23 protein-coding genes are annotated in these 23,470 nt (G+C 68.4%); 13 read left to right on the top strand and 10 right to left on the bottom strand.

Going from position 1 to position 23,470, the window contains the following annotated elements; translation table 11 throughout:
- On the top strand, positions 1-230 hold a 230-nt coding region (locus tag ACKOB8_RS04625), incomplete at its 5' end, for a hypothetical protein (protein ID WP_526376044.1).
- 20 nt (positions 231-250) lie between these two features.
- The gene (locus ACKOB8_RS04630) at positions 251-1,417 is read left to right on the top strand and encodes a phosphatase domain-containing protein (RefSeq protein ID WP_526376045.1); all 1,167 of its coding nucleotides are present in this window, start codon (positions 251-253) and stop codon (positions 1,415-1,417) included.
- A gap of 6 nt (positions 1,418-1,423) precedes the next feature.
- On the opposite strand, the gene ACKOB8_RS04635 is transcribed toward ACKOB8_RS04630, so the two are convergent.
- Positions 1,424-2,605 (bottom strand): branched-chain amino acid ABC transporter substrate-binding protein, encoded by a 1,182-nt coding sequence (locus ACKOB8_RS04635; RefSeq protein ID WP_526376046.1) that lies wholly within the window; start codon positions 2,603-2,605, stop codon positions 1,424-1,426.
- A 104-nt stretch (positions 2,606-2,709) separates the two neighbouring features.
- Between ACKOB8_RS04635 and ACKOB8_RS04640 the strand changes: the two genes are divergently transcribed.
- Positions 2,710-3,801 (top strand): calcium:cation antiporter, encoded by a 1,092-nt coding sequence (locus tag ACKOB8_RS04640; protein ID WP_526376047.1) that lies wholly within the window; start codon positions 2,710-2,712, stop codon positions 3,799-3,801.
- Positions 3,802-3,805: 4 nt separating this feature from the next.
- Here ACKOB8_RS04640 and ACKOB8_RS04645 read toward each other — a convergent pair whose 3' ends face one another.
- A complete protein-coding gene (locus tag ACKOB8_RS04645) occupies positions 3,806-4,660 on the bottom strand; it encodes a PHP domain-containing protein (protein WP_526376048.1) in 855 nt (284 codons plus the stop codon).
- 67 nt (positions 4,661-4,727) lie between these two features.
- Here ACKOB8_RS04645 and ACKOB8_RS04650 point away from each other — a divergent pair, with 67 nt between their 5' ends.
- From ACKOB8_RS04650 to modA, 4 genes are read left to right on the top strand one after another with little or no spacing between them, the layout of a single operon-like run.
- The gene (locus ACKOB8_RS04650) at positions 4,728-5,708 is read left to right on the top strand and encodes a metal ABC transporter solute-binding protein, Zn/Mn family (protein WP_526376064.1); all 981 of its coding nucleotides are present in this window, start codon (positions 4,728-4,730) and stop codon (positions 5,706-5,708) included.
- Positions 5,695-6,483 carry a metal ABC transporter ATP-binding protein gene (locus tag ACKOB8_RS04655; protein ID WP_526376049.1) on the top strand — a complete coding sequence of 263 codons (789 nt, stop codon included), beginning with the start codon at positions 5,695-5,697 and terminating at the stop codon, positions 6,481-6,483. Before ACKOB8_RS04650 ends, ACKOB8_RS04655 begins: the two co-directional genes overlap by 14 nt.
- A gap of 38 nt (positions 6,484-6,521) precedes the next feature.
- The gene (locus ACKOB8_RS04660; protein ID WP_526376065.1) at positions 6,522-7,358 is read left to right on the top strand and encodes a metal ABC transporter permease; all 837 of its coding nucleotides are present in this window, start codon (positions 6,522-6,524) and stop codon (positions 7,356-7,358) included.
- Entirely contained in the window at positions 7,358-8,143 is a 786-nt protein-coding gene (modA, locus tag ACKOB8_RS04665) for a molybdate ABC transporter substrate-binding protein (protein WP_526376050.1), read from the top strand. Before ACKOB8_RS04660 ends, modA begins: the two co-directional genes overlap by 1 nt.
- A gap of 62 nt (positions 8,144-8,205) precedes the next feature.
- On the opposite strand, the gene ACKOB8_RS04670 is transcribed toward modA, so the two are convergent.
- Positions 8,206-8,487: a hypothetical protein gene (locus ACKOB8_RS04670; protein ID WP_526376051.1), complete on the bottom strand. Its 282-nt coding sequence runs from the start codon at positions 8,485-8,487 to the stop codon at positions 8,206-8,208.
- A 42-nt stretch (positions 8,488-8,529) separates the two neighbouring features.
- Entirely contained in the window at positions 8,530-8,793 is a 264-nt protein-coding gene (locus tag ACKOB8_RS04675) for a hypothetical protein (RefSeq protein ID WP_526376052.1), read from the bottom strand.
- Between the two features lie 200 nt (positions 8,794-8,993).
- Here ACKOB8_RS04675 and ACKOB8_RS04680 point away from each other — a divergent pair, with 200 nt between their 5' ends.
- From ACKOB8_RS04680 to ACKOB8_RS04690, 3 genes are all read left to right on the top strand, one after another.
- A complete protein-coding gene (locus tag ACKOB8_RS04680; RefSeq protein WP_526376053.1) occupies positions 8,994-9,269 on the top strand; it encodes a hypothetical protein in 276 nt (91 codons plus the stop codon).
- A gap of 74 nt (positions 9,270-9,343) precedes the next feature.
- Positions 9,344-10,351: a C45 family autoproteolytic acyltransferase/hydrolase gene (locus tag ACKOB8_RS04685; RefSeq protein WP_526376054.1), complete on the top strand. Its 1,008-nt coding sequence runs from the start codon at positions 9,344-9,346 to the stop codon at positions 10,349-10,351.
- A gap of 9 nt (positions 10,352-10,360) precedes the next feature.
- The gene (locus ACKOB8_RS04690) at positions 10,361-10,621 is read left to right on the top strand and encodes a hypothetical protein (protein WP_526376055.1); all 261 of its coding nucleotides are present in this window, start codon (positions 10,361-10,363) and stop codon (positions 10,619-10,621) included.
- A gap of 16 nt (positions 10,622-10,637) precedes the next feature.
- On the opposite strand, the gene ACKOB8_RS04695 is transcribed toward ACKOB8_RS04690, so the two are convergent.
- Entirely contained in the window at positions 10,638-10,808 is a 171-nt protein-coding gene (locus tag ACKOB8_RS04695) for a hypothetical protein (RefSeq protein WP_526376056.1), read from the bottom strand.
- Positions 10,809-11,266: 458 nt separating this feature from the next.
- Entirely contained in the window at positions 11,267-12,598 is a 1,332-nt protein-coding gene (locus ACKOB8_RS04700; protein ID WP_526376057.1) for a flavin monoamine oxidase family protein, read from the bottom strand.
- A gap of 77 nt (positions 12,599-12,675) precedes the next feature.
- On the opposite strand from ACKOB8_RS04700, the gene ACKOB8_RS04705 reads away from it, so the two are divergent.
- Positions 12,676-15,135 (top strand): FAD-dependent oxidoreductase, encoded by a 2,460-nt coding sequence (locus ACKOB8_RS04705; protein WP_526376066.1) that lies wholly within the window; start codon positions 12,676-12,678, stop codon positions 15,133-15,135.
- Between the two features lie 44 nt (positions 15,136-15,179).
- On the opposite strand, the gene ACKOB8_RS04710 is transcribed toward ACKOB8_RS04705, so the two are convergent.
- Positions 15,180-16,043, bottom strand: a complete 864-nt coding sequence (locus ACKOB8_RS04710) for a universal stress protein (RefSeq protein ID WP_526376058.1) — start codon at positions 16,041-16,043, stop codon at positions 15,180-15,182.
- Between the two features lie 143 nt (positions 16,044-16,186).
- Between ACKOB8_RS04710 and ACKOB8_RS04715 the strand changes: the two genes are divergently transcribed.
- Together ACKOB8_RS04715 and ACKOB8_RS04720 are read left to right on the top strand one after the other, a co-directional pair.
- On the top strand, positions 16,187-17,557 hold the full coding sequence (locus ACKOB8_RS04715) for an amino acid permease (protein ID WP_526376059.1): 1,371 nt from the start codon (positions 16,187-16,189) through the stop codon (positions 17,555-17,557).
- Positions 17,558-17,680: 123 nt separating this feature from the next.
- Entirely contained in the window at positions 17,681-20,677 is a 2,997-nt protein-coding gene (locus ACKOB8_RS04720; protein WP_526376060.1) for a lipocalin family protein, read from the top strand.
- Between the two features lie 316 nt (positions 20,678-20,993).
- Here the strand turns inward: ACKOB8_RS04720 and ACKOB8_RS04725 are convergent, their stop codons facing one another.
- From ACKOB8_RS04725 to ACKOB8_RS04735, 3 genes are all read right to left on the bottom strand, one after another.
- On the bottom strand, positions 20,994-21,248 hold the full coding sequence (locus ACKOB8_RS04725; protein ID WP_526376061.1) for a hypothetical protein: 255 nt from the start codon (positions 21,246-21,248) through the stop codon (positions 20,994-20,996).
- Entirely contained in the window at positions 21,248-21,841 is a 594-nt protein-coding gene (locus ACKOB8_RS04730; protein WP_526376062.1) for a RelA/SpoT-related domain-containing protein, read from the bottom strand. The genes ACKOB8_RS04725 and ACKOB8_RS04730 overlap by 1 nt, the downstream gene beginning before the upstream one ends.
- A gap of 264 nt (positions 21,842-22,105) precedes the next feature.
- The gene (locus ACKOB8_RS04735; RefSeq protein WP_526376063.1) at positions 22,106-22,936 is read right to left on the bottom strand and encodes a hypothetical protein; all 831 of its coding nucleotides are present in this window, start codon (positions 22,934-22,936) and stop codon (positions 22,106-22,108) included.
- Positions 22,937-23,470 lie beyond the last annotated feature (534 nt).

Genomic DNA, 23,470 nt, shown 5'->3' on the forward strand with positions numbered 1-23,470 from the left:
CCCTGATCTCCCTGGGCCTGGCCGGCGGCGGATCGCTCGGCCTGACCGCCGTCGCCTACGCCGACACCGCGGGCACCCAGAGCGGTACCACCGCACCGGCCAAGCCCGACCGCACTGCGAAGGCCCCGGCAATCTCGTCTCCCGGTCTGACCGGTTCGGCGCTGGGCAAGGCGCAGAAACTGCAGAACCCCGGACACCCGTTGGCGCACCTGGGTCTGGCGCTGGACTGATCGCCGAGGATGGGATGCTGATGGCTATGCCCAGTCTTCCCCGCCGCTTCGCGGCCGGGCTCACCGCCCGGCTGCGCAGCCCCGAGACGGCGGCGTTGGTGGCCGGCATCGAGGGCCGGCTCACCCAACGCCGCCGTGACCAGAAGGTCAAGTCCGGCGCCTTCCGGGGTCTGCACCTGGTCGTCTATCGCGGCTTCGTCGCCGACGACGTGGCCAAGGTGCGGGTCCGCGTCGTGGAAGCCCCCGAACTGCCCGGCGACAGCCGCATCCCCTACTGGGATGTCGCGCAGTCCAACCTTCGCCGCTACGCGGCCCTGCGCATCGTCGGGATCGACGTCCAGTTGCGCGTCGGGGATCACACCGCCACCGAGGTCACCGACGCGCACGGATTCGCCACCTTCTCGGTCCCGGTTCCCGGCCTCTCGGTCGGCTGGCACGACACCCACGCCACGACCATCGCCCTCGATGACGGGGAATCGGCCACCGGATCGGGACGCATCGTCAAGCCCGCGCGGACCGCGCCATTCCTGGTGATCTCCGACATCGACGACACGATCCTGCTCACCGGCATCACCGAGGGCGCGGCCATGATCGCCCGGACGGTGCTGCGCGAAGCCAACCAGCGCACCGCGATCCCCGGCATGTCCTCGCTGTATCGGGGACTGGCCCGCGGCGTACCCACCCGTGCGGGCAACCGCAAACCGGAACCCACATTCTTCTACGTCTCGACCGGAAGCTGGTCGTTCTATCCACTGCTGGAGCAGTTCGTCCAACTGCGCGCGTTCCCGCAAGGACCAATGTTCCTCACCGACTGGGGGCCCACCGAACGCTATGTGCGGCGCAGCGGGGCCGAGCACAAGCGCGGGGCGATCCGCCGCCTGCTGGAGGCCTACCCGGACATGCAGTTCGTGCTGATCGGCGACAGTGGCCAGCGCGATCCGCTGACCTATGCGGAAATGGCCCGCGAATTCCCGGGGCGGATGACGCTGATCCTGATCCGTCAGGTCGGACCGGCCGACGACGAACGCAACATCGCGGTGCGCGCACATGCCGCAGCCAGCCGCGACAAGGGTATCCCGCTGCACCTGGTCGACGATGCCCTGCACGCCGCCGAACTCGCCTACGCCGGGGGCCTGTGCGACGAGGAGACCCTCGTCGAGGTCCGCACCGAGATGGGTGTCCGCTGAGCGGACCTACTGCACCTTGTAGATCCAGATCAGGTTCGAGGTCAGCTCACCGGTGTCGGTCCACCGGTACTGCCGGGCCACGCCCTGCCCGTCGTAGGCCCGGACGAAGTCCAGCAACGCGGGCCGGGTGACCGCACCGCTGTCGATCCCCCTGAGCAACACCGTGGCGGCGTCGTAGGCCTCGACACTGTAGGTGCCCGGCTGCTGGCCGAACTTCGCGCTGTACTCGTCGGCGAAACCACCGGTGGCCGGCCCGCACGGGCACGACAGCACCGCGCCGTCGGCGGACTCACCGGCGGCCTTGACGAACTGCGGATCCTTGAGTCCGTCGGGTCCGGCGAACAACCCGGTGTAACCGGCTTCGCGCAACTGCTCGAGCAGCAGCGCGCCCTCGGTGTAGTAGGCGGCGTAGACGACGGCGTCGGGCGACTGTCCCCGGATCTTGGTGACAGCGGCCGAGAAGTCCTTGTCGCCCTTCTTGATCGAGACGTTGCAGGCCGGGTCCGCGATCGGCCCGAGTGTCTCGCGGACCGCCTGCGCCTGACCCACTCCCGCGTCGGTGCTGTCGTCGACGACGCACACCTTCTGCACGCCCAGGGCGGTCTTGAGGTAATTGGCCAGCGACGGGCCCTGCACGCCGTCGTTGGACAGTCCCCGGAAGAAGGTCCGCCATCCCCGCTCGGAGAGCGCCACGTTGGTGGCCGACGGAGTGATGGCCACCAGTCCAGCCTGATCGAACACCGCACCGGTCGCCTTGGTCTCCCCGGACCAGGTCGGACCGACCAGCCCGACGACGGAGGCGTCGTTGACGATCTGCGGGGCGACCGCGGTGGCCTTCTGCGGATCCCCCTCGGTGTCGAAGGCGCGCAGGGTGACCTGGCATCCGGGATTGGCCGCGTTGTGCTGGTCCACCGCGAGCTGCGCCCCGTCCTTGACGTTGCGCCCGAAGGGAGCGTCGGCCCCGGTGAGCGGACCGGCCATGGCGATCGTCAGCGGCGGGCAGGTGGCCTTGCCGTCCCCGGCCGGGCTGGCCGGGGGTACGCCTTGGGCGAGTTTCACCTCCCCGCCGGCAAGGTCGACGGGGATCTGCGGGACGATCTGCAAGCCGGTCGCCGCCGAGTTCTCAGTCGGCGCCGCTCGCGTGCAGCCGGCGCTGGCGACCAGCGCCAGCACCGCAATCGTGGTCATCAGAACATTGCGCTTAGCCGGTAACCGCTCCACTGCACTGGCCTCTCCGCCGTCGTGTCGAGGGCGACGCTATCACCGCGGCAGGATCTGCCAAGCTGGCAGACATGGATCAGACGGCGCGCCGGGGACCGCTGCAGTGGACGATCGTCCTACCACTGCTCGCCCTGGCCGTGCTGGCATGGGCCTGGGGCCGCTCCGGCGACCCGGTCACACTTTCCCTCGCCGGGATCTGTCTGATCGGGGCGGTCTTCGCCGCAGTGCATCACGCCGAGGTCGTCGCTCTGCGCATCGGCGAACCGGCCGGTTCGGTGGTGCTGGCAGTGGCGGTCACCATCATCGAGGTCGGGTTGATCGTGATGCTGATGGTCGGTGGCACCGCGGGAGCCTCCAGCTACGCTCGCGACACCGTGTTCGCGGCGGTGATGATCTCGCTCAACGGCATCGTCGGGCTGAGCTTGCTCGCCGGTGCGCTTCGCCATCGCATCGTCGCCTTCAACGCGTCCGGATCAGGTTCGGCACTGGCGACGGTGGTCGTACTCGCAGGCGTCTGCCTGGTTCTGCCGGGGTTCACCGTCAGCGCGGCCGGACTGCGGTACTCCGCGGCCCAACTGGTGTTCGCCGGCGTGGTGTCGCTGGTGCTCTACCTCGGATTCGTGTTCGCCCAGACCCGGGGAGATCGCGACTTCTTCGTGCCCGTCGACGCCGATGCCGACCACGCTGGGCACGCCCATCAGCCGTCCCGCCGGGAGGCGACGTTGAGCCTCACGCTGCTGGCGGTGGCCCTGGTCGGGGTGGTGGGGCTGGCCAAGGTGCTCGCGCCGACCGTCGAGGGCGCCGTCACGCATCTGGGGATGCCCCGGTCCGTCGTCGGCGTGGTCATCGCGCTCGTGGTGCTGGCGCCGGAGACGATCGCCGCGTTCAACAACGCCGTGCGCAATCGGGTACAGATCAGCCTCAACCTGGCCTACGGGTCGGCGATGGCCTCGATCGGGCTGACCATTCCCACCATCGCGGTGGCGATGATCTGGCTGCCCGGCCCGCTGACCCTCGGCCTGGAGCCGGTGCAGATCGTGCTGCTGACGCTGTCGGTGCTGGTGTCGGTGCTCACGCTCGCCCAGGGGCGTGCGCTGGCCCTCCAAGGCGTGGTCCACCTGGTGCTACTGGCGACCTTCCTGTTCCTGTCCGCCCAGCCCTGACGGGTCAGCGGCGCCAGAAGTCGAATCGGTCGCGCCCCGGCCGGAATCCGGCCGCCGACACGACGTCGACGGCCAGGGCGAACCGGCTTCCCACCAGGTGCGGGTCGTGGGCGTCGCTGCCGAAGGACACCGCTTCGCCGCCCTCCTGCCACCACCACCGGATCAGTTCCGCGGAGGCCAACGGGCTTGCGGTGTTGAACTCCAGTGCGCGACCTGACGACGCCAGCACCCGGAACACAGCCCGATACTCCTCTTCGAACGCATGCTCCCGGTAATCGCCGGCGCCGGTCTGCGGCCAGAACCGTCGCGGATAGTCGCAGTGCGCCAGTACGCCGAACTCCGCGCATCCGCCGACGAGGCGCAGCAATTCGTCGAAGTAGCGCCGGACGAGTTCGACGGCCTCCAGCTTGCTGAAGAGGGCAGAATCCACGAACACCAGAGCGCCGTCGTACTCGATCGAGTGCAGGCTTCCCAGCACCCGGTCGAAGTCGCCCGCGGCCAGTACCGCGGCCACGCTGCTGGTGAACAGGTGCGGCTCACCGGCCTCGATGCCGGAGAGGATCCGCAGCTGCGGGAACGTCCCGCGGCACCGGGCCAGATCGGCCGCGTAGCCGGACACATCCAAGGGCCGCACCCGCGGTCGGGACCCGATCGCGAGCGGATCCACAGTCCGGCTGCCCCGGTCAGCCACAGACCAGTCGGTGAAGTCGACGTGTTCAGTGAAGGCCAGACCGGGGAGCCCCAACTCGACGGCGCGGCGGCACGCGTCGCGCATCGACGAGGTCCGGGGTGCGTCCCACGACCAGCGGGAGTGGACGTGATGGTCGGCGGGCAGCACCAGTGGATCGTGCCAGGCCACGATGGACGCCGCGACAATCCGGCGGTTGACTGGCCACGATCGCCTGCTAACGGTTATCGTTTTCAATATGACCCGACATCCAGGGGTGCCTGCGCCGGTTTTCGCCGCTCTCGCCCTGACCTGGCTCACCGCCGCCTGCGGATCCGACCGCTCTGCGGCGCCCCCGTCGCCCGCCGACAGGGCGGCGGGATCAGACTCCACGACAGCCGCGGCGTCTCCCCCGTCCGGCACCTGCCCGAGCGCGCCGGTCGACGTGGTCGTCAGCGTCGATCAATGGGGCGACATCGTGACCGAACTCGGTGGCGCGTGCACCGCGGTCAAGACCGTCTTGGCCAGTTCGTCGGTCGATCCCCACGATTACGAACCTGCGCCGGCCGAAGCGGCGTCGTTCAGCGGAGCGAGACTCATCGTGGTCAACGGAGCCGACTACGACCATTGGGCGACTGACCTTGCCGCGACGGCGGCACCGGCAGCACCGGTCGTCGACGCCGCCGCCGTCACAGGTACCGAGGACGGGGCCAACCCTCACCTGTGGTACAAACCGTCCGCGGTCACCGCGGTAGCCGACGCGGTCACTGCAGAGTTGAGCCGGATCGATCCCGCGGCCGCCGGGTATTTCGCGGAACGCAGATCGGCCTTCACCACAACGATGCAGCCGTACTCAGATCTGATCGCGAAAATCAAAGCTGCAGCGGCAGGGCGTTCCTATGCCGCCACCGAGAGCATCTTCGACTATCAGGCTCAGGCGCTCGGACTTGTCAACAAGACTCCACAGGGGTATGCGCGGGCTGCTGCGGCCGAAGCTGAACCCTCGCCCGCGGACATCGATGCATTCCGAAATGCATTATCCAACAGAGAGATTGATGTACTCGTCTTCAATACACAGACTGAGGGATCGATCCCCGAGCAGATTCGGATCACCGCCGAGCAGAACGGGGTTCCGGTCGTGAACATGACCGAAACCGTGCCACCTGGCGAGACGACATTCGCCGGCTGGCAAGAAGGGCAACTCAAGGCGCTGGCCAAGGCCCTCGGTGTCACAACCTGACAACGATGCGGCCTCGGTCGCGCTGGCCTTCGATGATGTCAGCATCCGCCTGGGCGGACGGCTGATCTGGTCGCAGGCCACTTTCGAGGTTCCCGCCGGCGGCATCGTCGCGGTGATCGGACCCAACGGCTCGGGAAAGACGACCCTGCTCAAGATGATCCTGGGCCTGGTCCGCCCCGCGACGGGGACACTGACCGTGTTCGGCCAGACGCCGGGTTCCGACAACGCCCATATCGGATACGTTCCCCAGCACTACGCCGAAACCCCCGGGGAGGCGTTGCGCGGAATCGATGCCGTGCAGCTGGGTCTGGTCGGCAACCGCTGGACGCTGGGACAGGTAGGCGCCTCCCAGCGCGAGCAGATCGACCGTGCGCTGGCCGAGGTGGAAGCCACCGAATTCGCCAACGCAAGGCTCTCGATGCTCTCCGGCGGTCAACGTCAGCGCGTCGCCATCGCCGAGGCACTGGTCAGCGAACCTCGGCTGCTGATCCTCGACGAGCCGCTCGCGTCGCTGGATCTGCGCAGCCAGCGCGAGATCGTGGTCCTGCTCAACCGGCTGCACCGCACGAGCGGAGTGACCATCGTGGTGGTCGCCCACGACATCAACCCGCTGCTGCCCATCCTCGACAGCGCGATCTACATTCTCGACCACCACCCGCACTACGCCCAGATCAACGAGGTGGTCGACGACGATCTGCTGACTCACCTCTACGGAACGCCGATCCAGGTGGCCCACACCGCCCAGGGCGCCCTGTACATGCGGAGCGACCTGTGAGCCTGCCGCCGACGCCGACCGCGACGGCGATCACCGCCATGGCGGGCTACCAGAGCAACTGGTGGGACATCCTCAACTCCGCATTCATGCGGCACGCCCTGCTCGGCGGCACGATCATCGCTCTGGCGGCCGGATTGATCGGCTACTTCATCGTGGTGCGCCGCACCGCGTTCGCGGCCCACGCGCTGGCCCACATCGGGCTTCCGGGAGCCACCGGCGCCGTCCTGCTCGGACTTCCTCCCGCGCTGGGCCTGGGAGTGTTCTGTGTCGGTGGCGCGCTGACCATCGGTGCGCTGGGTGCGCGCGCCGGCGATCGTGACGTGGTCACCGGGACCACGCTGGCCTTCGCCACCGGGCTGGGTCTGTTCTTTAACTCGCTGGCGACGAAGAGCTCGAACACCATGACCAACGTGTTGTTCGGCAACCTGCTGGCGATCTCGCGCGAACAACTGATCGCCTTCGCGGCGCTGTTGGCGGTGCTCGCGCTGATGATCGGCATCTCCTACCGGCCCCTGCTGTACAGCTCTGTCAACGCCGCGGTCGCCGAAGCCAAGGGCGTGCCGGTGCGGGCGCTGTCCATCATGTTCATGGTGCTGCTGGCCGTCGCGGTGACGATGTCCGTTCAAGTGGTCGGCACACTGCTGCTCTTCGCGCTCGTTGTCACGCCGGCGGCGACCGCGATCATGCTCACCGCGCGCCCGGGTCTGGCGATGGGCATCTCCGCGGCCATCAGTGTGCTGTCGGTCGCTTGTGGCCTCGGGCTGTCGGCGATGTTCAACATGCCGCCGAGCTTCCTGGTCGTCACCGTCGCGTGCAGCATCTGGCTGGCCGTCCGGGTCAGCAGGTCCGGGACGGTGTCGGTCTCCGAGGTGTGATGAGTCGACGGTCAGGATCTGCCGCAGTGAGGGCGCTCACCGTCGTACTCATCGGCGTGCTGATCGGCGGATGCGCCCCCGGAAAGACGCCGTCGGGGGAATCGGGCAGCGATCAGCGGATCATCGTCTTCGCGGCGGCTTCGCTGCGTCAGGCCTTCACCGAGATCGGCCAGCGCTTCGAGTCCGGCAATCCCGGGGCAGACGTCGAGTTCTCCTTCGCCGGCTCCGCCGATCTGCTGGCCCAGCTATCGCAGGGCGCGTTCGCCGACGTGTTCGCCCCCGCCGACACCGCGACGATGGGCCGGGCCGAGCAGGACGGCCTGATCGCCGGTGACCCGGTGACGTTCGCCTCCAACACCCTGACGATCGCGGTCGCCCCCGGTAACCCGCAGCGCATCACCTCGCTGACAGATCTGACCCGGCCCGGTCTCGCGGTGGTGATCTGCGCGCCGCAGGTTCCGTGCGGATCAGCTGCCGCGACGGTCCTGCAGGCCGCCGGTGTGCGCCTCGATCCGGTCAGCGAGGAAAACCAGGTGTCCGACGTCGCTCAGAAAGTCATCACCGGCCAGGCCGACGCCGGTCTGGTGTACGTGACCGACGTCCTGGGCTCCGGCGGCGCGCTCACCGGAGTCACGTTCCCGGAAGCCGCGTCCGCGGTCAACGTCTATCCGATCGCGGCCCTTCGCCAGTCGGCCAACCCCGACCTGTCACGACGCTTCCTGGAGTTCGTCGTCGGTGAACGGGGACGGGAGATCCTGCGCGCCGCGGGCTTCACAACGCCCTAGCCCTGCCCTAGCCCCCCGTGACCCGCGGGCCGTACGCCCCCTGCGCGGGCCCTACCGGCGGATCAGCTCGGCGTGACGCGCTCAGCGGGCCACGGCTGGCCCAGGGCAGCCAGCATTCGCGAAATCTGGTCGCGCTCGGCCACGGCCGCCCGAAGGTCGCTGCGCGTGCGGGTGACGTGAAAGCCGAGTTCCCGGTGCCCGGTCTGGCGTGCCAAGGTGTTCTTAAGCGTGGCGATCTGAGTGTCCAGGTCGTCCGCCATCCGGAGCAGTTCGTCCCGGAAGTACTCGGCCTGTCGACGGTCGGCTTCGGCCGCTGCGGTCTGCTGTTGACTCGGGGAAGCCACGGCAGGGACGCTACCCGCCGCTCCGGGAAATTCATATCCGGTTTACTCATCTTTAACGGTCCGGTGGCTGCACGGATAGCTGTGCCCCAACGCGGTGAGCATGTTGATGATCTGGCGTCGTTCCACCATCACCGCGCGCCATTCGCGCTGGGTCCGGGTGACCTGGCCCTTCCGCCCCTCGGACACGTAGCGGTTCATGCTTTTGCGCAACTTCGCCGCGCGCACGTCGAGCACGGCGATCTGTTCATGAAGCTCATCGCAGAGGGCGTCGGCTTGGGCACGGTCAGCGTCGCTGGGGGGACTCACCCGAGTGCGTCTACAGGCCCGGGGTTACAAGTCAATGTACGGATATCGACGAGTTGGAGCCACACTCGACCGGCGGTGTCCCCCGATCGGCCGATGGCCGTTCCCTCCCCCGAACCGTCCGGTCGGTGGAGTCCTCCGGCGCCCCCCGGCGAGCAGACTTGCAGGCAGACCGATACCCGCCACCCCGGGAGAGAGACACCATGACGAGTTCACCGAGTACCCGCCGCCGGATCGCCACCCTGGTCGGCGCGCTCGCCAGCCCGCTGATCGCCGCGGGACTGCTGATCGGGCCGGCGCCGACAGCCGACGCCCAGCCGGGCTCTGACGCCGGGTGTTCCAGCATGACGATGCCGACCGGTCAGGCCGGCGCCACTCCCAACGCGCTGACCCGGGCCGGTCAGGTCGGCTCCGCCGCAGGTGGGGGCACTCCGGCGAGCAGCATGCCGGTGGATTGCAGTCCCGCCAGCCACGGCTGAGCCGGTGAGACCGGCCTGCGGGCAGCGTCAGGCAAAACTTGACAGAGACGACCGCGTCAGGTAAACCTTGACACATGCCAGACACCGTGGCGCAGCCCGTGCACTCCCTCAGCCTGGACGCCTTCCGCGAAGAGCGGCCGGGCCCGCGGTGGCAGGCGCTGTACCGGTCGACCTGGCCGGCCTACCGCGCCTGGTATCTGCGACCGGGCAGCGGCCGGCGGCCCAACGTCGCCGAGGCGGAGGCAGCACTGCGTCGCTACCTTCCCGAACTGCACCCGACCTGGACGCACCTGCTCACCCTGACCGGCCCGGAGCCCACCGCGGCGGCGATGCTGACCCACTGGAACATGCCGACCTTCGCGCCGGGCTGCTCGCAGGTCGTCGTCGACGGCGCCCAACGGGCCCTGATCCGCAACTACGACTACCACCCCGACCTTTTCGAAGGCGTGGTGATGTCCACCCGGTTCACCGACCGCGCGGTCATCGGCACCAGCGACTGCCTGTGGGGGCTGCTCGACGGGATGAACTCCGACGGTCTGGTGATCTCCCTGACCTTCGGCGGAGCCAGGGGCAGCGGGCCGGGCTTCGGCATCCCCCTGGTCGTGCGCTACCTGCTCGAGGTCGCCGGCACCACCGCCGAGGCCCTCGCCGCGCTGTCGCGGATCCCGGTGTCGATGTCCTACAACCTGACCCTCACCGACCGGGTCGGTGACACTTGGACGGCCTACGTGGCACCCGGCGGGGTCATCGAGGTTCGTGAGGTACCCCTGGCCACCAATCACCGCTTCGACCGGCCGTCAGATCCCGCGCACGCCAGGCGCTATCGCAGTGTGGATCGCCAGGCCCGGCTGCGCGGTCTGCTCGCCGAGAACCGCCATGCCGATGAGGTGGCACGCGAGTTTCTGCGGACGCCCCTGCGCAGTTCGGACTACGCCAACGGATTCGGCACGCTCTACACGGCCGACTACCGCCCGGACACCGGCCAGGTCCACTATCGCTGGCCCGGCACAACGTGGACCCGGTCGTTCGATTCCGGTGCCGGGGAGATTCGGCTCGATGTGTTCGCAGCCGGGGAACCGTAAACTGACCACATGTCCCCCAGGTCTGCCGAACCGCCACTGGAGACCCTGCGCGAGTCCGATCTGGCCGCACTGATCCGCCGGGTCACCGATGAACTGTGCGACCGGGCGACTCGGGAGAGTTTCGCGGAACTGCTGGCGCTCATGTCCTACGTCGGCGAGCGCCTCGGGGACTCGGCCCGACTGCTGGCGGCGAACAATTCATGGAGTCAGGTGGCGGAGATCTCCGGCACCTCACGGCAGGCGGCCTGGGAGCGCTGGCGGCTGTCCTGACCGCCGGGACCCACTGCTACGGCGCCTCCAGAATGCCGAAGACCGAAGCGAGGGTGAATCCGTTGGCCCCGGTCACGCAGGTGACCGTTCCCTGGTATCCGACGTGACAGGAGGCGCCGCCGTTGACCAACTGGTAGCCGGCGGGAAGGACGTCGACGTCGCGAGTGAATGTCGCCGTGTCGGACACAACGTACTCGCCCGGTTCTGATGCGCTGGCGACGGTCTGATTAGTGCCCGGAGGCGGCAGTGGGCAACGTCGGCCTTCACAGCTGTAAGAACCGGGTGGGCCCGGGATTCCCATCTGAACCGGCGTGCCATCCGGCCATCGCCCGGGAACGATGTCGCAACCGACCTCACCGTCGGGTCCGATTCCGCAGCCTCTGCCGTCAAAGCCGGCGGGCAAGAAATACGTCCAGCCGGGATCGAGTGCCGTGGTGTAGTCGCCCTGCGCGGTCGGCCAGGTCTGCGACGGCTGGTTGGCGCAGGAATCCGGCGATGAACCCGGATTGAGCGGATCACACGACCCCGGTTCCGGTGGCTCGGCGGTTGCGCCTGACGCCGGGAACACGATGACTGCGGATGCCAGCACCAGTGCTGACATCGCGCGCAGGGCTAATGCCATATCCGATCTCCTCTCGATTTCCGTTAGGCGGTTGCTAGCCGGGAGTCAACCTCAGCAGCGACCACCCGACCGGACTCTATCGCTCCGTCCACCCATCCCGACCACACCCCGGCGACGTCGGCGCCGGCCAGATGCACCGCACCCCAGTGGCTTTCCAGCTTGGCGTGGTCATTCGCCTGCCCCGGGCGCAGCGCCAGCCAGGTGCCTTTGGAGAACGGATCCCGGATCCAGTCGTGTCCGTAGACCTCCTCGACGGTGGCACCCAGTTTGAGCTCGTCGAGTCCGGACTGCAGCAGATCCACCCGGTCGACCGCCAGATCGGGTTCCAGGCCGAAGGAGGCGAAGATCGCGCGCTCCGCGCTTCCCTCGCCGACCGTGGCCTTCAGGGTGCACTCGACCACCCCGGGCCAGCCCATGGCGAACACATGGGTGAGCCCGGCCAGCTTCGACCACACCTTCACGCAGCGCCCGGTGTGACCCTGGTCGACCAGTCGGGCCAGCGCGGGCGGAAGTCCCGGGGAGAAGGTGATGTCGCCCAGGGTGTTCAGCGGCGCGGCGAGCACGCACCGGCGGGCCGAGAACCGCTTGCCGGTGGCGGTGACGACCTCGACCCGCCCGTCCGGCCGCGCCGTCGAGTCCGTCACCGAGATCACCGGTTCGCCGAGGCGGACGTGGTCGGCGATCTCGTCGGCAACGCGCTGGGCCAGTCCGCCGCTGCCGATGTCGATCCGAGCCAGCGACGCGAAGAACGAGTAGGCGGGGTCGTTGTCGAATCCGGCGATCTCGCGAAGGTAGACCAGCGCCGAGAACTCCTCGGGCAGCGCTCCGGTCAGCGTGTAGGACTGGGCGCGGAGCAGGTCCGCGACGGCGGGCGGGGCGTTCAGCCCGGTCAGGTATTCGCTGAACGGGACGTCCAGTTGCGCGGTGTTGACCTGGTCGAAGCCGTTGGCGAAGACCACCGGGGCGATATCTGATTTGATGCGGTCGAGGACCTCGTCCAGTGCGGCGAGGTCGATCAACCCGTCGGGCTCGTCGCCGTCGGCGTATTGCCCGTCGAGGAACCAGCGACTGGCCCCCTCCTTGTCCGCCTCCACGAAGCGCGCGCCATAGCGAGCCACTTCGGCGGCCAGGTAGTGGTGGCGCTTCGGGTCGAACCACTCGGCGCCGAGGTCGACGACCACCTCGGTGCCCGGGAAGGTCGTGGAGTAGGTCCTGCCACCGGCCCGGTCCCGGGCTTCGAGCACCACCACCGAGCGCCCGGCCTCCGTGAGGTCGCGGGCGGCGACCAGACCGGCGAAGCCGGCTCCGATCACGACCGCGTCATAGGTTTCGGCGTTAGTTTCGGCATCGCTCATGGCTGCGATTGTGTCACGCTAGACGCGCCGGCGGGCCACAGTGCGGCAGCCTGCCGAGCGAGAAGAAGGTGAGCGACATGGGCCAGGATCTGCCGGCGCGGGCGCGCGCAGTCGTCGTCGGTGGCGGTGTCACCGGGTGCAGTATCGTCTACCACCTGGCGCACCTGGGCTGGACCGACATCGTGCTGCTCGAACAGCACGAACTCACCGCCGGCACCACTTGGCACGCGGCCGGACTGATCACTTCGGCCGGGATGACCGACGAGACGGCGCTTTTTTTCAGCCGGTACTCGCGTGATCTCTACGAGCGCCTCGAGAAGGAGACCGGGCATTCCACCGGCTTCAATCCGGTCGGTCACGTCAGCCTGGCCACCAACCCGCAACGACTTGACGCCCTGCGCCGATCGTCGGCATGGATGCACGGATTCGGCGTCACCGAGCACGAGATCTCGGCACGCGAGTTGGCCGCGATGTGGCCGCTGCTCGACACCTCCGACGTGCTGGCCGGCTTCTATGTGCCCGACGAGGGACGCGCCGACCCGGTCGGTGTCGCGACCTCGCTGGCCAAGGGCGCGAAGGCACTCGGCGCGCGCATCATCGAAGGGGTCACCGTCGCCGGCGTCGAGACGAAGCGCGGCCGGGTCACCGCGGTCGAGACCGACCGGGGCCGCATCGAGACCGAGGTCGTGGTCAACGCCGCCGGAATGTGGGCGCGCCAACTCGGCGAGCGCGACGGCGTCTGCATCCCACTGCAGGCCGCCGAGCACTACTACCTGATCACCGACACCGTTCCCGGGATGGATCATGACCTCGCCGTGATCGAGGACCCCGACCGTTACGGCTACTACCGTCCCGAGGGCGAGGGCATGCTGGTGGGCCTGTTCGAACCGGTGGGCGCGCCGTGGTCTCTCGACGGGGTGCCGGCGGACTTCGCGTTCGGCACCTTGCCGCCGGACTGGGACCGGGTGGGGCCCTACCTGGGTGCCGCACTCGCCCGCATTCCCGCGCTGTCCGAGGTCGGGGTGCGGCTGTTCTTCTGCGGCCCGGAATCGTTCACTCCCGACATCCGGCCGATGCTGGGGCCCGCACCCGAACTCGACGGCTACTGGGTGGCGGCCGGGATGAACTCGCTCGGCATCCTGAGCGGGGGCGGAATCGGCACGGTGATGGCGCACTGGATCGTCGACGGGGTGCCGCCGGTGGACGTCACCGGCTACGCCGTCGACCGCGCCGCCGGACACGAGAGTTCGCGGCGCTTTCGCGCCGAACGCACCGTCGAGCAACTCGGTGTGCTCTTCGGCGATGCGGTGTGGCCCCCCTGGAAGCCGGGCTCAGCGCGCGACGTGCGCCGCTCGGTGCTGCACGACCGGCTGGTCGCCGCCGGTGGCCACTTCAACGCCTCGGTGGGGTGGGAATTCGCCGAGTGGTACGACACCGACGGTGAGCATCCGGTGACCGCGCTGGACTTCGTCCGCCAGGAGTCTTTCGACATCGTCGGCCGCGAGCACCGCGCGGTGCGCGAGGACGTCGGCGTCCTGGACATGAGCCTGATGGCCAAGTTCCTCGTGCAGGGTCCCGACGCCGCGCGGGTGCTCGACCGGCTCTCGGTGAGCGTTATCGACCGGGAGGTCGGTCGGCTGGTCTACACGCAGTGGCTCACCGCCGACGGCGGGATCGCCGCCGACCTGACGGTCACCCGGCTGGGCGAGGAGAAATTCCTCGTCGTCACCAGCGATCTCATTCATCGCCGCGTCGAGCCGATGATCCGCCGGGCCGTCGAGCCCGGCGAGGTGGTTGTCGTCACCGAGATCACCTCCGGGACGACGCTGCTGTCGGTGCAGGGGCCGCAGTCGCGCACCCTGCTGTCCCGGCTGACCGATGCCGATCTGTCCAACGACGCGTTCCCCTACCTCTCGGCGAGGCAGATCCACGTCGGTTACGCGCCGGTGCTGGCGCTGCGGGTGACCTACCTCGGCGAGCTCGGCTGGGAACTGCACGTCCCCGCCGAGTACGCGACCGGGGTGTTCGACGATCTGATGGCGGCCGGGACCGATCTGGGATTGCGGCCGGTGGGACTGGCGGCGATGTCCAGCCTGCGCCTGGAGAAGGGCTACCGCGACATCGGTGTGGACATCGACAACACCGACAATCCGATCGAGGCGGGGCTGGGATTCACCATCGCCTGGGACAAGCCCGGCGGCTTCATCGGCCTGGAGGCGTTGCGGAAGTTCAAGGAGCAGGGCCCCCCGCGCAACCGGGTCGTGAATCTGTTCATCGACGATCCCGCCGCCGATCTGTTCGGCAATGAGCCCGTCATGGCCGACGGCCGCTGGGTCGGCTACGTGCGGGCCGGCGCCTACGGCTATACACTCGGCGGTCCGGTGGGCTTGGTCCAGGTGGCCCACGAGGACGGTGTCACCGCGGAGTGGCTGCGCGAGAACCGATTCAGTGTGCACACCCCGGGCGGCGACCTTCCGGCACGGGTGCAGATAGCGCCGTTCTACGACCCGCAGCGCACCCGGATTCTGGACGCCTAGAACGCCCAGGAAGCCCGGACGCCGACGACTCTGTGCGGCCCGGGTTAGCCGCGGGGCCACACAATCAGGGGTACCGGCAGCGCGCGCATGATCTTACTCGCCGAACTTCCGAGGAAGATCCGCTTGGGCTGCGCCAGACGGCTGGAGCCGATCACGACCACCTCGCTGTCGACGAAGTCCAGTCCCTCGACGGCGTCCTGAAGCGACTCGCCCTGACCGATCACGCTGGTCACCGGGCAGTCCGCCGGCAGCGCCGCTGTGGCCCTCTCGACGAGTGTTCCGACGTGCAACTCGGCCAGCTTGGTCCACTCCTCGCGGCGATCCTCCCGGTCGCTCTCGCCGATCGCTACCAGTGACATCACGCGCAGCGGGGTCTTCCACTTGGCCGCCAGCCCGACCACGGCGTCGAGGAGATCCTCGCTTCCCGGCTGCACACCGATGGCACAGGTGATGCAGCTGATCCGGGGATGGGCCTCATACTCCGCCGGAGCGAGTGCCACCGGCACCGCCGCCGCGTGCAGCAGGGCGTCGGCAAGACTTCCCAGACCGAATCGCCCGGCGCGGACCCGATGATGGGTGCCGACGACGATCAGCCCCGCCTCACCGCGGTCGGGGTCCACCGACGCGTCCAGCAGGCCCTGCGTGATGGAGTCCGCCCTGCGCAGATGACTCTCGGCGCGCACGTCAACGGGAATGCGCCCCAGCCCGTCCGCCAGCCACCGCTGGCCCTCCTCCTCGATCTCGGCGTTGAACGCATCATCGCGTGAATACATATGAAAGGTCGGGGCATCACTCGGCAGCACCGAGACCAAGTCCAGCGTCGCACCCGACGACCGGGCCAGAGTCACAGCCAGGTTCACTGCGTCGATGCCGCGCTGGCGCGGCCCGTAGCCGACTACATACCGCATGGTGGGTCACGGTAACACGGCCGATCGGCCCCCGAAGAGCTGCTGAGATACCGACCGGCGTGGGTCAAACAAGGTCACGTACGACGCCCGCTGTGATAGACCACTGTGACGGACTGGGAGGACTGAATCATGGCCGGACCACGATGACTGAGGTCGCCTCGGGATCGACGGGGACCCCCCAGCTGGCCAGGACGCTGGGTCTGTGGTCGATCGTCGGACTCGGCTTGGGCTACATGATGCCGACCGTCGTCTTCGATACCTTCGGGATCGTCTCCGAGGAGACCTCCAGCGTCGTTCCGACCGCCTATCTTTTGGCGCTGGTGGTCATGATGTTCACCGCGATCAGTTACGGCCGGATGACAGTGGTCTTTCCCTCCGCGGGGTCGGCTTACACGTACACCTCGGCCACGATCAGCCCCAACCTCGGATTCCTCATCGGCTGGGCCGCCCTGCTCGACTATCTCCTGCTGCCCCTGGTCAATGCGCTGATCATCCGCAGCTACATGTACTCGTTCTTCCCGACGGCGCCGCCCTGGATCTGGGTCATCGTCTACGTCGCCGCGATCACGGCGATGTGCCTGTTCAGCATGACCAACACCTCCCGGGTGAACATGATCCTGGTGGTCTTCGAGGTTGTTCTGATCGCGGTGTTTCTCGTCTTGGCCTCGAAGTCCCTCATCGAGGGGATGGGCAACGGGACCATCTTCTCCACTCAGCCGCTGTGGCACGAGGGCGTTCACCTCAACCTGGTGATCACCGGCGCGACGATCGTGGCTTTCTCCTTCATCGGCTTCGACGCGATCACGATGTACACCGAGGAAGCCAAGGATGCCTCGACCGTGCCGAAGGCCATCTTGCTTGCCCTGTTGATCGGTGGCGCGATCTTCTTCGTCTCGGCCTGGTTCACCCAGTCGCTGTTCCCCGACATTTCCAGCTTCAACGAGGAGTCGCTACAGAACAGTGCCCTGCCGCAGATCGCTTTCCTGGTGGGCGGACACCTCTTCATGATCTTGCTGACATCCGCCGCCTTCGCCGCGACGACCGCCTCCAGCCTCGCGTCGCACGCGTCGGTGTCGCGGCTGCTCTATGTCATGGGCCGCAATGGCCGGGGTCCGGTGTCGCGCTTCTTCGGCTACCTGCATCCGAGCTTCCAGACCCCGGCGTACGCGATCATCTTCGTGGGCCTGGTCTCCCTGCTGGCGATTTCGTTCAACCTGGACTTCGTCGCTTCGCTGATCAACTTCGGTGCCCTGATCGCGTTCACCTTCGTCAACCTCACCGTGATCGTCTACTTCGCCTACCAGCGCCGCGAGGTTCACGGTGCGCGCCAGATCATCCGGAACATCGTCCTGCCGGCAATCGGCATCATGCTCACCGTGCTGCTGTGGGTCTACCTGTCGGCTGAGTCCACGAGGTACGGCATCATCTGGTTCGGGATCGGAATCTGCGTGTTGCTGCTCATTACCCGCTTCTTCCGCCGGCCGCTGTCGATCAGCATGGGCGACGCGCACTGACGTCGGCGTGTCTCGCTCGATCCGGGCCGTCGACACCCGTGCCCCCGAAGTGTCCGTCGCGCGCGCCGGGGTAGCGTCTGTTCATCCACCAATGTCGTGTTGAGGCGCGGAGGTAGTTCCTGCATGGGCGATCGACGGGTTCTGCTGGGGTCCAGTGCCATTCTGATCGGCCTGGGATCGGCTCTGATCACCGGGGCGGCGGTCGCGGCCGCCGAGACCGACACCACGCCCGGCGACACGTCCCCTGCCGACGGCAAATCCGCGGCACCGGCGGCCCCTTCACAGCGCACCGACACCAGGACACGGACCCCCCATGCCGCGGCCACCACCGCCGCTCGCGGCGGCAACCGGGCCGCACGGGTTCCCGCCGTCCGGGCCGCCGAGGCCGCCGACGCGCCCGCCGGGCCGCCAGCCAGCCTGTTGTCCGGGGCGCTGACGCCGTCCAGGGCACCCTCCGCGGCGCGGACCGAACGCGGCCGACAGCCCGCCCGCGGTCTGGCACTCGCAGTACCCGCCCCGGCCGTCTCGGGCGGACAGCGCCGGAGCGCCGCACCGGTGCCGGATTCCGTGCTCCACACGGCCGCCGCGACGATCGCCGATCCCCTGCTGCCCGGGGCCACCAACGGTGTCACCGGCGTGGCGGTCGGCAGCTCCCGCCTGGAGATCCCCGGGGCGTTCATCGGCGGGACCGTCGCCGCCGACTGGTACTTCCCGACCCAGGCCGACGGCTCCGTCGACGCCCAGGGTGTCATCTGGCTGCAGCACGGCTTCGCCGCCGTGAACACCTTCTACTCGGCGCTGGCCACCGATCTGGCGCAGCGGACCAACAGCATCGTGGTGGCTCCGACTCTGTCGTCGATCCCGTGGACCTTCTCAGGTGGGTGCCTGAGCTGCTCCACCTCTCAGCAGGCCGTCGCCGACGTGTTCCTCGACCCCGCCCGGGCCGCGCTGGTGACCAGCGCCCGGAACGCCGGGTACACCGGCCAGGAATCCGAACTTCTGGGCGCGTTCGTCTTGGCCGGGCACTCCGCCGGCGGGGGCTTCGCCACCGCAACGGCGGCCGACTATGTCGCCGAGGGCGCCGACCTGCTGGGCGTGGTGATGTTCGACGGCGTCTCCAACGGCACCTTCGACGGCAGCTTCGGCGACCAGATCGCCGCCCTGGACACCGCTGACATCCCGATCTATCAGATCGCCGCGCCCGCGCAGCCCTTCAACCTCTTCGGTGCCACCACCAACGCGCTCCTGGCGGCCCGCCCGGATCAGTACAACGGTGCCGTGCTGATCGGCGGCTCGCATGTGGATTCGCTACTGGGCACCAACCCCTTGATCGACTTCGTCGCCCAGTTGGTCACGACCTTCTCACCGGCCGGCAGCACCGCGGCCGTCTACGCACTCAGCAACGGCTGGATCAACGATCTCTATGTCGGTGCAGGCCCGGAGGCGCCGCAGTACGGCCTGTACTCCGCCGCCAACGGGCAGATCATCACGGGCCCCACCGCCGCGGTGAGCCTGCCCACCCCGTTCGCCAACAATCTCTCGCCGCTGGACGCTCTGCTCAAAGACGCGATCGACGCCGTCGGGTCGCTCTTCGGCCGGACTCCGCCCCCGGTGGTCAACACCGGGGGCAACGGTGTCACCGGCTACGTGAAACCGCCGCTGTCCAACGGTGTCACCGGGGTGCGGACCGGGTCGTCCACACTGCTCATTCCCTCGGGGGACAACGGGGTCAGCGCGCTGGCAAGCTGGTACTTCCCGACCCAGGCCGACGGCTCGGTGCAAGCCAACGGCATCATCTGGCTGCAGCACGGGAGTAGTCGCGGCCTCCAGGTGCCGTTGAACCTGGCGTATACGGCCCTAGCGCTGGCGCTGGCACAGGAGACCAACAGCATCGTGGTGGCACCCGCCGACTTCGGCACTCCGTTCGACCGGGAAGCCGCCGCCGAGATGTTCGTCGGCGACCGGGCCGCACTGAACGTCAGCGCCAACCAGGCCGGCTACGAGGGGATGCTGCCGCAGACGTTCATCCTCACCGGGCATTCCGCGGGCGGCGGGTTCGCCACCGCGGTCGGCGCCGGCACCGTTGCCAACGGCACCTCCGACGACCTGCTCGGAGTGGTGATGTTCGACGGCTTCTCGCGCCCGCCGACCTTCAACGAACAACTGCAGACCCTCATCGGTGCCGGCATTCCCGTCTACCAGATCGCCGCCCCGCCACAGAGCCCCGGGAACGCCTGGGGCCTGGCCACCGAGGCGATGCTGACCGACTATCCGGATGCGTTCTACGGCGTGCAGATCGACGCCGGCTCGCACAACGACTCGCTCGGCGGCACCGACTTCCTCGCCTTTCTGGCGAACGCGATCATTCCGATCCTCGGCTACCGGCCGTCCCCGCCCGGAGGCAAGGCAGCCGTGCGCACGCTGGCCACCGGCTGGATCAACGACCTCTACGCGGGCAGCACGCCGTACGGGCCGGCCGCGCCCGATGTCCCGCTCTACGGGGTGTACGGGCCGGGCTACGCCGTGCCGTTCCCGTACAACCCCGCCGGCTACAACCTGCCGTTCGTGATGGGCGAGGCCGGGGTGACCACGCTGCCCGCACCCCCGCCGGTGGATGTCCTGCGCTACGCCGACGGCCAGCCGTGGTTCGAGCAGGCGAGCGTGAAACTGCCGTTCGCCTGGGGCCTGGTGAACACCAAGGCGATCTACACGCCCAAGCCGGACGGCACCATCAGGGTGCAGAATTCCGGCAACTACTTCGGGCCCGACGGGCCGGAGTCCTCCATCGACGGCACCGCCGTCCCGGTCAACACCTTCAACACCCGGCTCAACGTCGGCTTCGGCGGCACGCCCGGCGACGAGGAGCCGGGTAACTACTGGATCCTGGACTACGACCCCGAATACCGGTGGGTGATCGTCAGCGATCCGAGCGGCTTCAGCGGCTATATCCTCACCCGCGACCAGACCTACCGGACCGACGACCCCACCCGGTACGACGCGCTGGTGGCGCGGGCCCGGGCGCTGGGGGTCTGGGGACCGATCACCCCGACCGAGCAGTACCCGACCCCGCCACCGACCGCTGGCCTGAAACAGCCCCACCAACCGACCCCAGATGTGTAACGAATGTCCCGAGACACCTGTCAACGGTGTCTCGGGACATCACATTGGTCGGGCTGACAGGATTTGAACCTGCGACCACTTGACCCCCAGGAAATGGGTCTAGCACGTTATGCCTGTTCACGCGCGGTATGCGCGTTAGTCGCGGCTCGTCGATCGGGCGTGAACGTGCACGTCGTTCAGGAGCGCGCGGAACGTGTGGTCCCAAATTGGTCCCAAGGTCTTCTGCTCGCCAAACATCGCATCTACCTGCGGCGGCGCCACGGTGCTAGTGCCCAGGAGCTCGATGCCGAATCACGGATCGTCTCTAAGGACGGCCCTAGATCCCAGCGAAGTACTTCGAGACAGCCACAGTTCCGTCGAAATAGTTCGCGTGAGTCACCTTCACGGTTTCAAGAGAATCTGAGCCGATCAACACGATTTCAACCCGATCGGCTTTATCCATGTGCTCACGCTCGAGCCTGGCATATTCGGCCATCGCCTTCTTGGCATCCGTGTCGAACTCAAGAAGCTGGATCAGTTGAGCGCTGGCATGGTCGAACACCAGCAAGAAGTGACGAAGCGAATCGCTCATCAGCGTGATCCTTGCAGGTAGGGACGGGCAGCTTCCCTAAGTGTATCTACACGGTGCAATAGTTCGGGACCGACCGGTCGGCCATGTTCCTCCAGCGCCATCGCCTCTGAAACGGCCGCAAACCACTCACGTACCTCCGGCGGACCTCCGCCAGCTCTAACATCCAACCCGAATCGGGAGGTCACTCCCTCTACCGTGAACGCCCACTCATGCTGAATCCTGGTCCTGAGCTGGACCTCGATGCGCCTGTCGTCGTACTTAACGATTACGTGCACCGCCCGGTAGCCATCATCTTTCGGCTCGCTGATGTAGTCCTTGATCCGCACCATCACCGAGGCATTGGCATACCGGTCTCGTACCCGCTGGAGCTCATCGAGATCACTGAGCACAGCCCGACAACCCCCGATGTCATCCATACGCCCCAATTCCATGCCTGGCTCCCGCCGGAGCTTGTCGAGGATGGGGTGGCGGTGGACTGTCGGATGGGCTGTTGACCGGCGCCGGATCGATACCGCGGGACTTGGTCGCCGCCGGGGCGGGCAGTCGGTGTGCGTCGATCCGGGTCCGCGCGTCGGCCGTCTTGTCGCGGCCACTGCCAATGCTGGCGGCCGGCCGGGGTGCGCCGTGCGCTTTCGGCGCTACGAATGCAAACGCTGGCTGTCCCGCGCCGGTCCGGCGTTCACGCGGTGGCTCGACGTATTGGTGTCCGAGGTGTCCGCGGCGGCGACTGCCGCCACGCTGCCCAATGCGCCACCGATACCCAGTGCGACCGCTACCGCCCCGCCCTGCTGACGACAATCCTCATGTCGACCCATCTCCCACTACTCGTTGGCTGCTTTGATTCCTTGTTGGACTGGTCATGGCTTGAAGTTGGGGATCGGCGGTGTGAGCGTGATGATCTCGGGCACGACGGGTGCCACCGAGATCGGCGGGACGGGGAACGGGCCGCCTTGCGGGGCGGGGACAGGTGCTGCCGGTGCGGGTGCGGCCGGTTGCGCCGGGGGCACCGGGAACGGCCCGCCTTGCGGCGCGGGCGCGGGCGCCGCGGGGGCAGGTGCGGGTGCTGCCGGCTCGGGAGCTGCGGGGATTGCCGCCGGCGCGGGTGGTCCGGCTTCCGGGGCGGCGGCGGATGGCACTTCCGAATATGTCGGGCGGGCCTGCTGAGTGACAGCCGGCACCGCGGCCGTCGCCGATGGCTGGGCCGGGCCGCGCGCAGGCGTTGACCGGACTGCGGGGGGCGCGACGGCTGGCGGCAGGCTCCCGGTCGGTTGCGCCGTGCTGGCCGAAGCGCCGGGCTTCGCCGTCGGCGGGGGCGGTCCGGGTGGAGCCGAGGGCGTGGTTGTCACCGGGGAGGTCTCGTTGGCGCCGGTGAGCGAGAAGGCCAGACCGCCGATCCCGACGGCGGCCAGTGCAGCGGCAACGCCGACCAGCAGCTGGGGGCGCCGGTACCACGGGGGCGAGGCCGTCTGAGGATCGGCGTGCTCGCCCCCGGCATAGGGGACGACGTCCTCGCCGGAGCCGTCGTCCTGTGACCAGGCCAGGGCACGGAATGTCGCGGACTGCGGGCCGCCCGGCGCTGCGTACTCGTCGTCGCCGCCGGAGGCCCAGGCGGTCCTGGTGCGCCCGGTCTGGACATCGACGTCACGGGTCACGTCATCCTTGTCGCGTGGGGACTCGTCCGGGGTCACGGGCTGATCCTATCGCTCGATCACCACACGACTTGGGTGAACTGCGGAGGCGCGTTGGGGCACTCGACGGTGATGTTCCAGGTCGAGCCGGTCGGATAGCTCGGGAAGGCCAGGTGGGAGTTGGACGGCTGCCCGGGCGGGTTCTCCGGCAGGGCCGAGCCGTCGTGCCGACCGGTACGGAAGCGGCCGCGGCTGGCGGCGAAATCACCGGCGGCGAAGGCGCGTCGGCGTTGATCGCGGAGGGTTCGGCAGACTTCGCTGCTGCGGGGTTCAGCGCATCACGCACGAACGGCCCGGCAGCGACGCCCCCCTCCCCGCCCCGTATCGACCTGCCGGCGCGGGCGGCTACCGGTCGGGGCGCCCTGGCAGTCCTGCTGGTCGCGATGGGTGGGGCATCTTGCACGGCGGTCGTGGCCGAGGCAGGGCGCGGGACCTCAGCGGGCGAATGAGCCGGTCTGCCGGCGCGCGGCGTGGAGACGCGGCACCACCGCGAGCACCACCGCCAGGATCACCACCCAGGTCACCATGAACCTC

Origin of the sequence: Mycobacterium sp. (assembly GCF_046091765.1) — a bacterium.
Lineage (GTDB): Bacteria > Actinomycetota > Actinomycetes > Mycobacteriales > Mycobacteriaceae > Mycobacterium.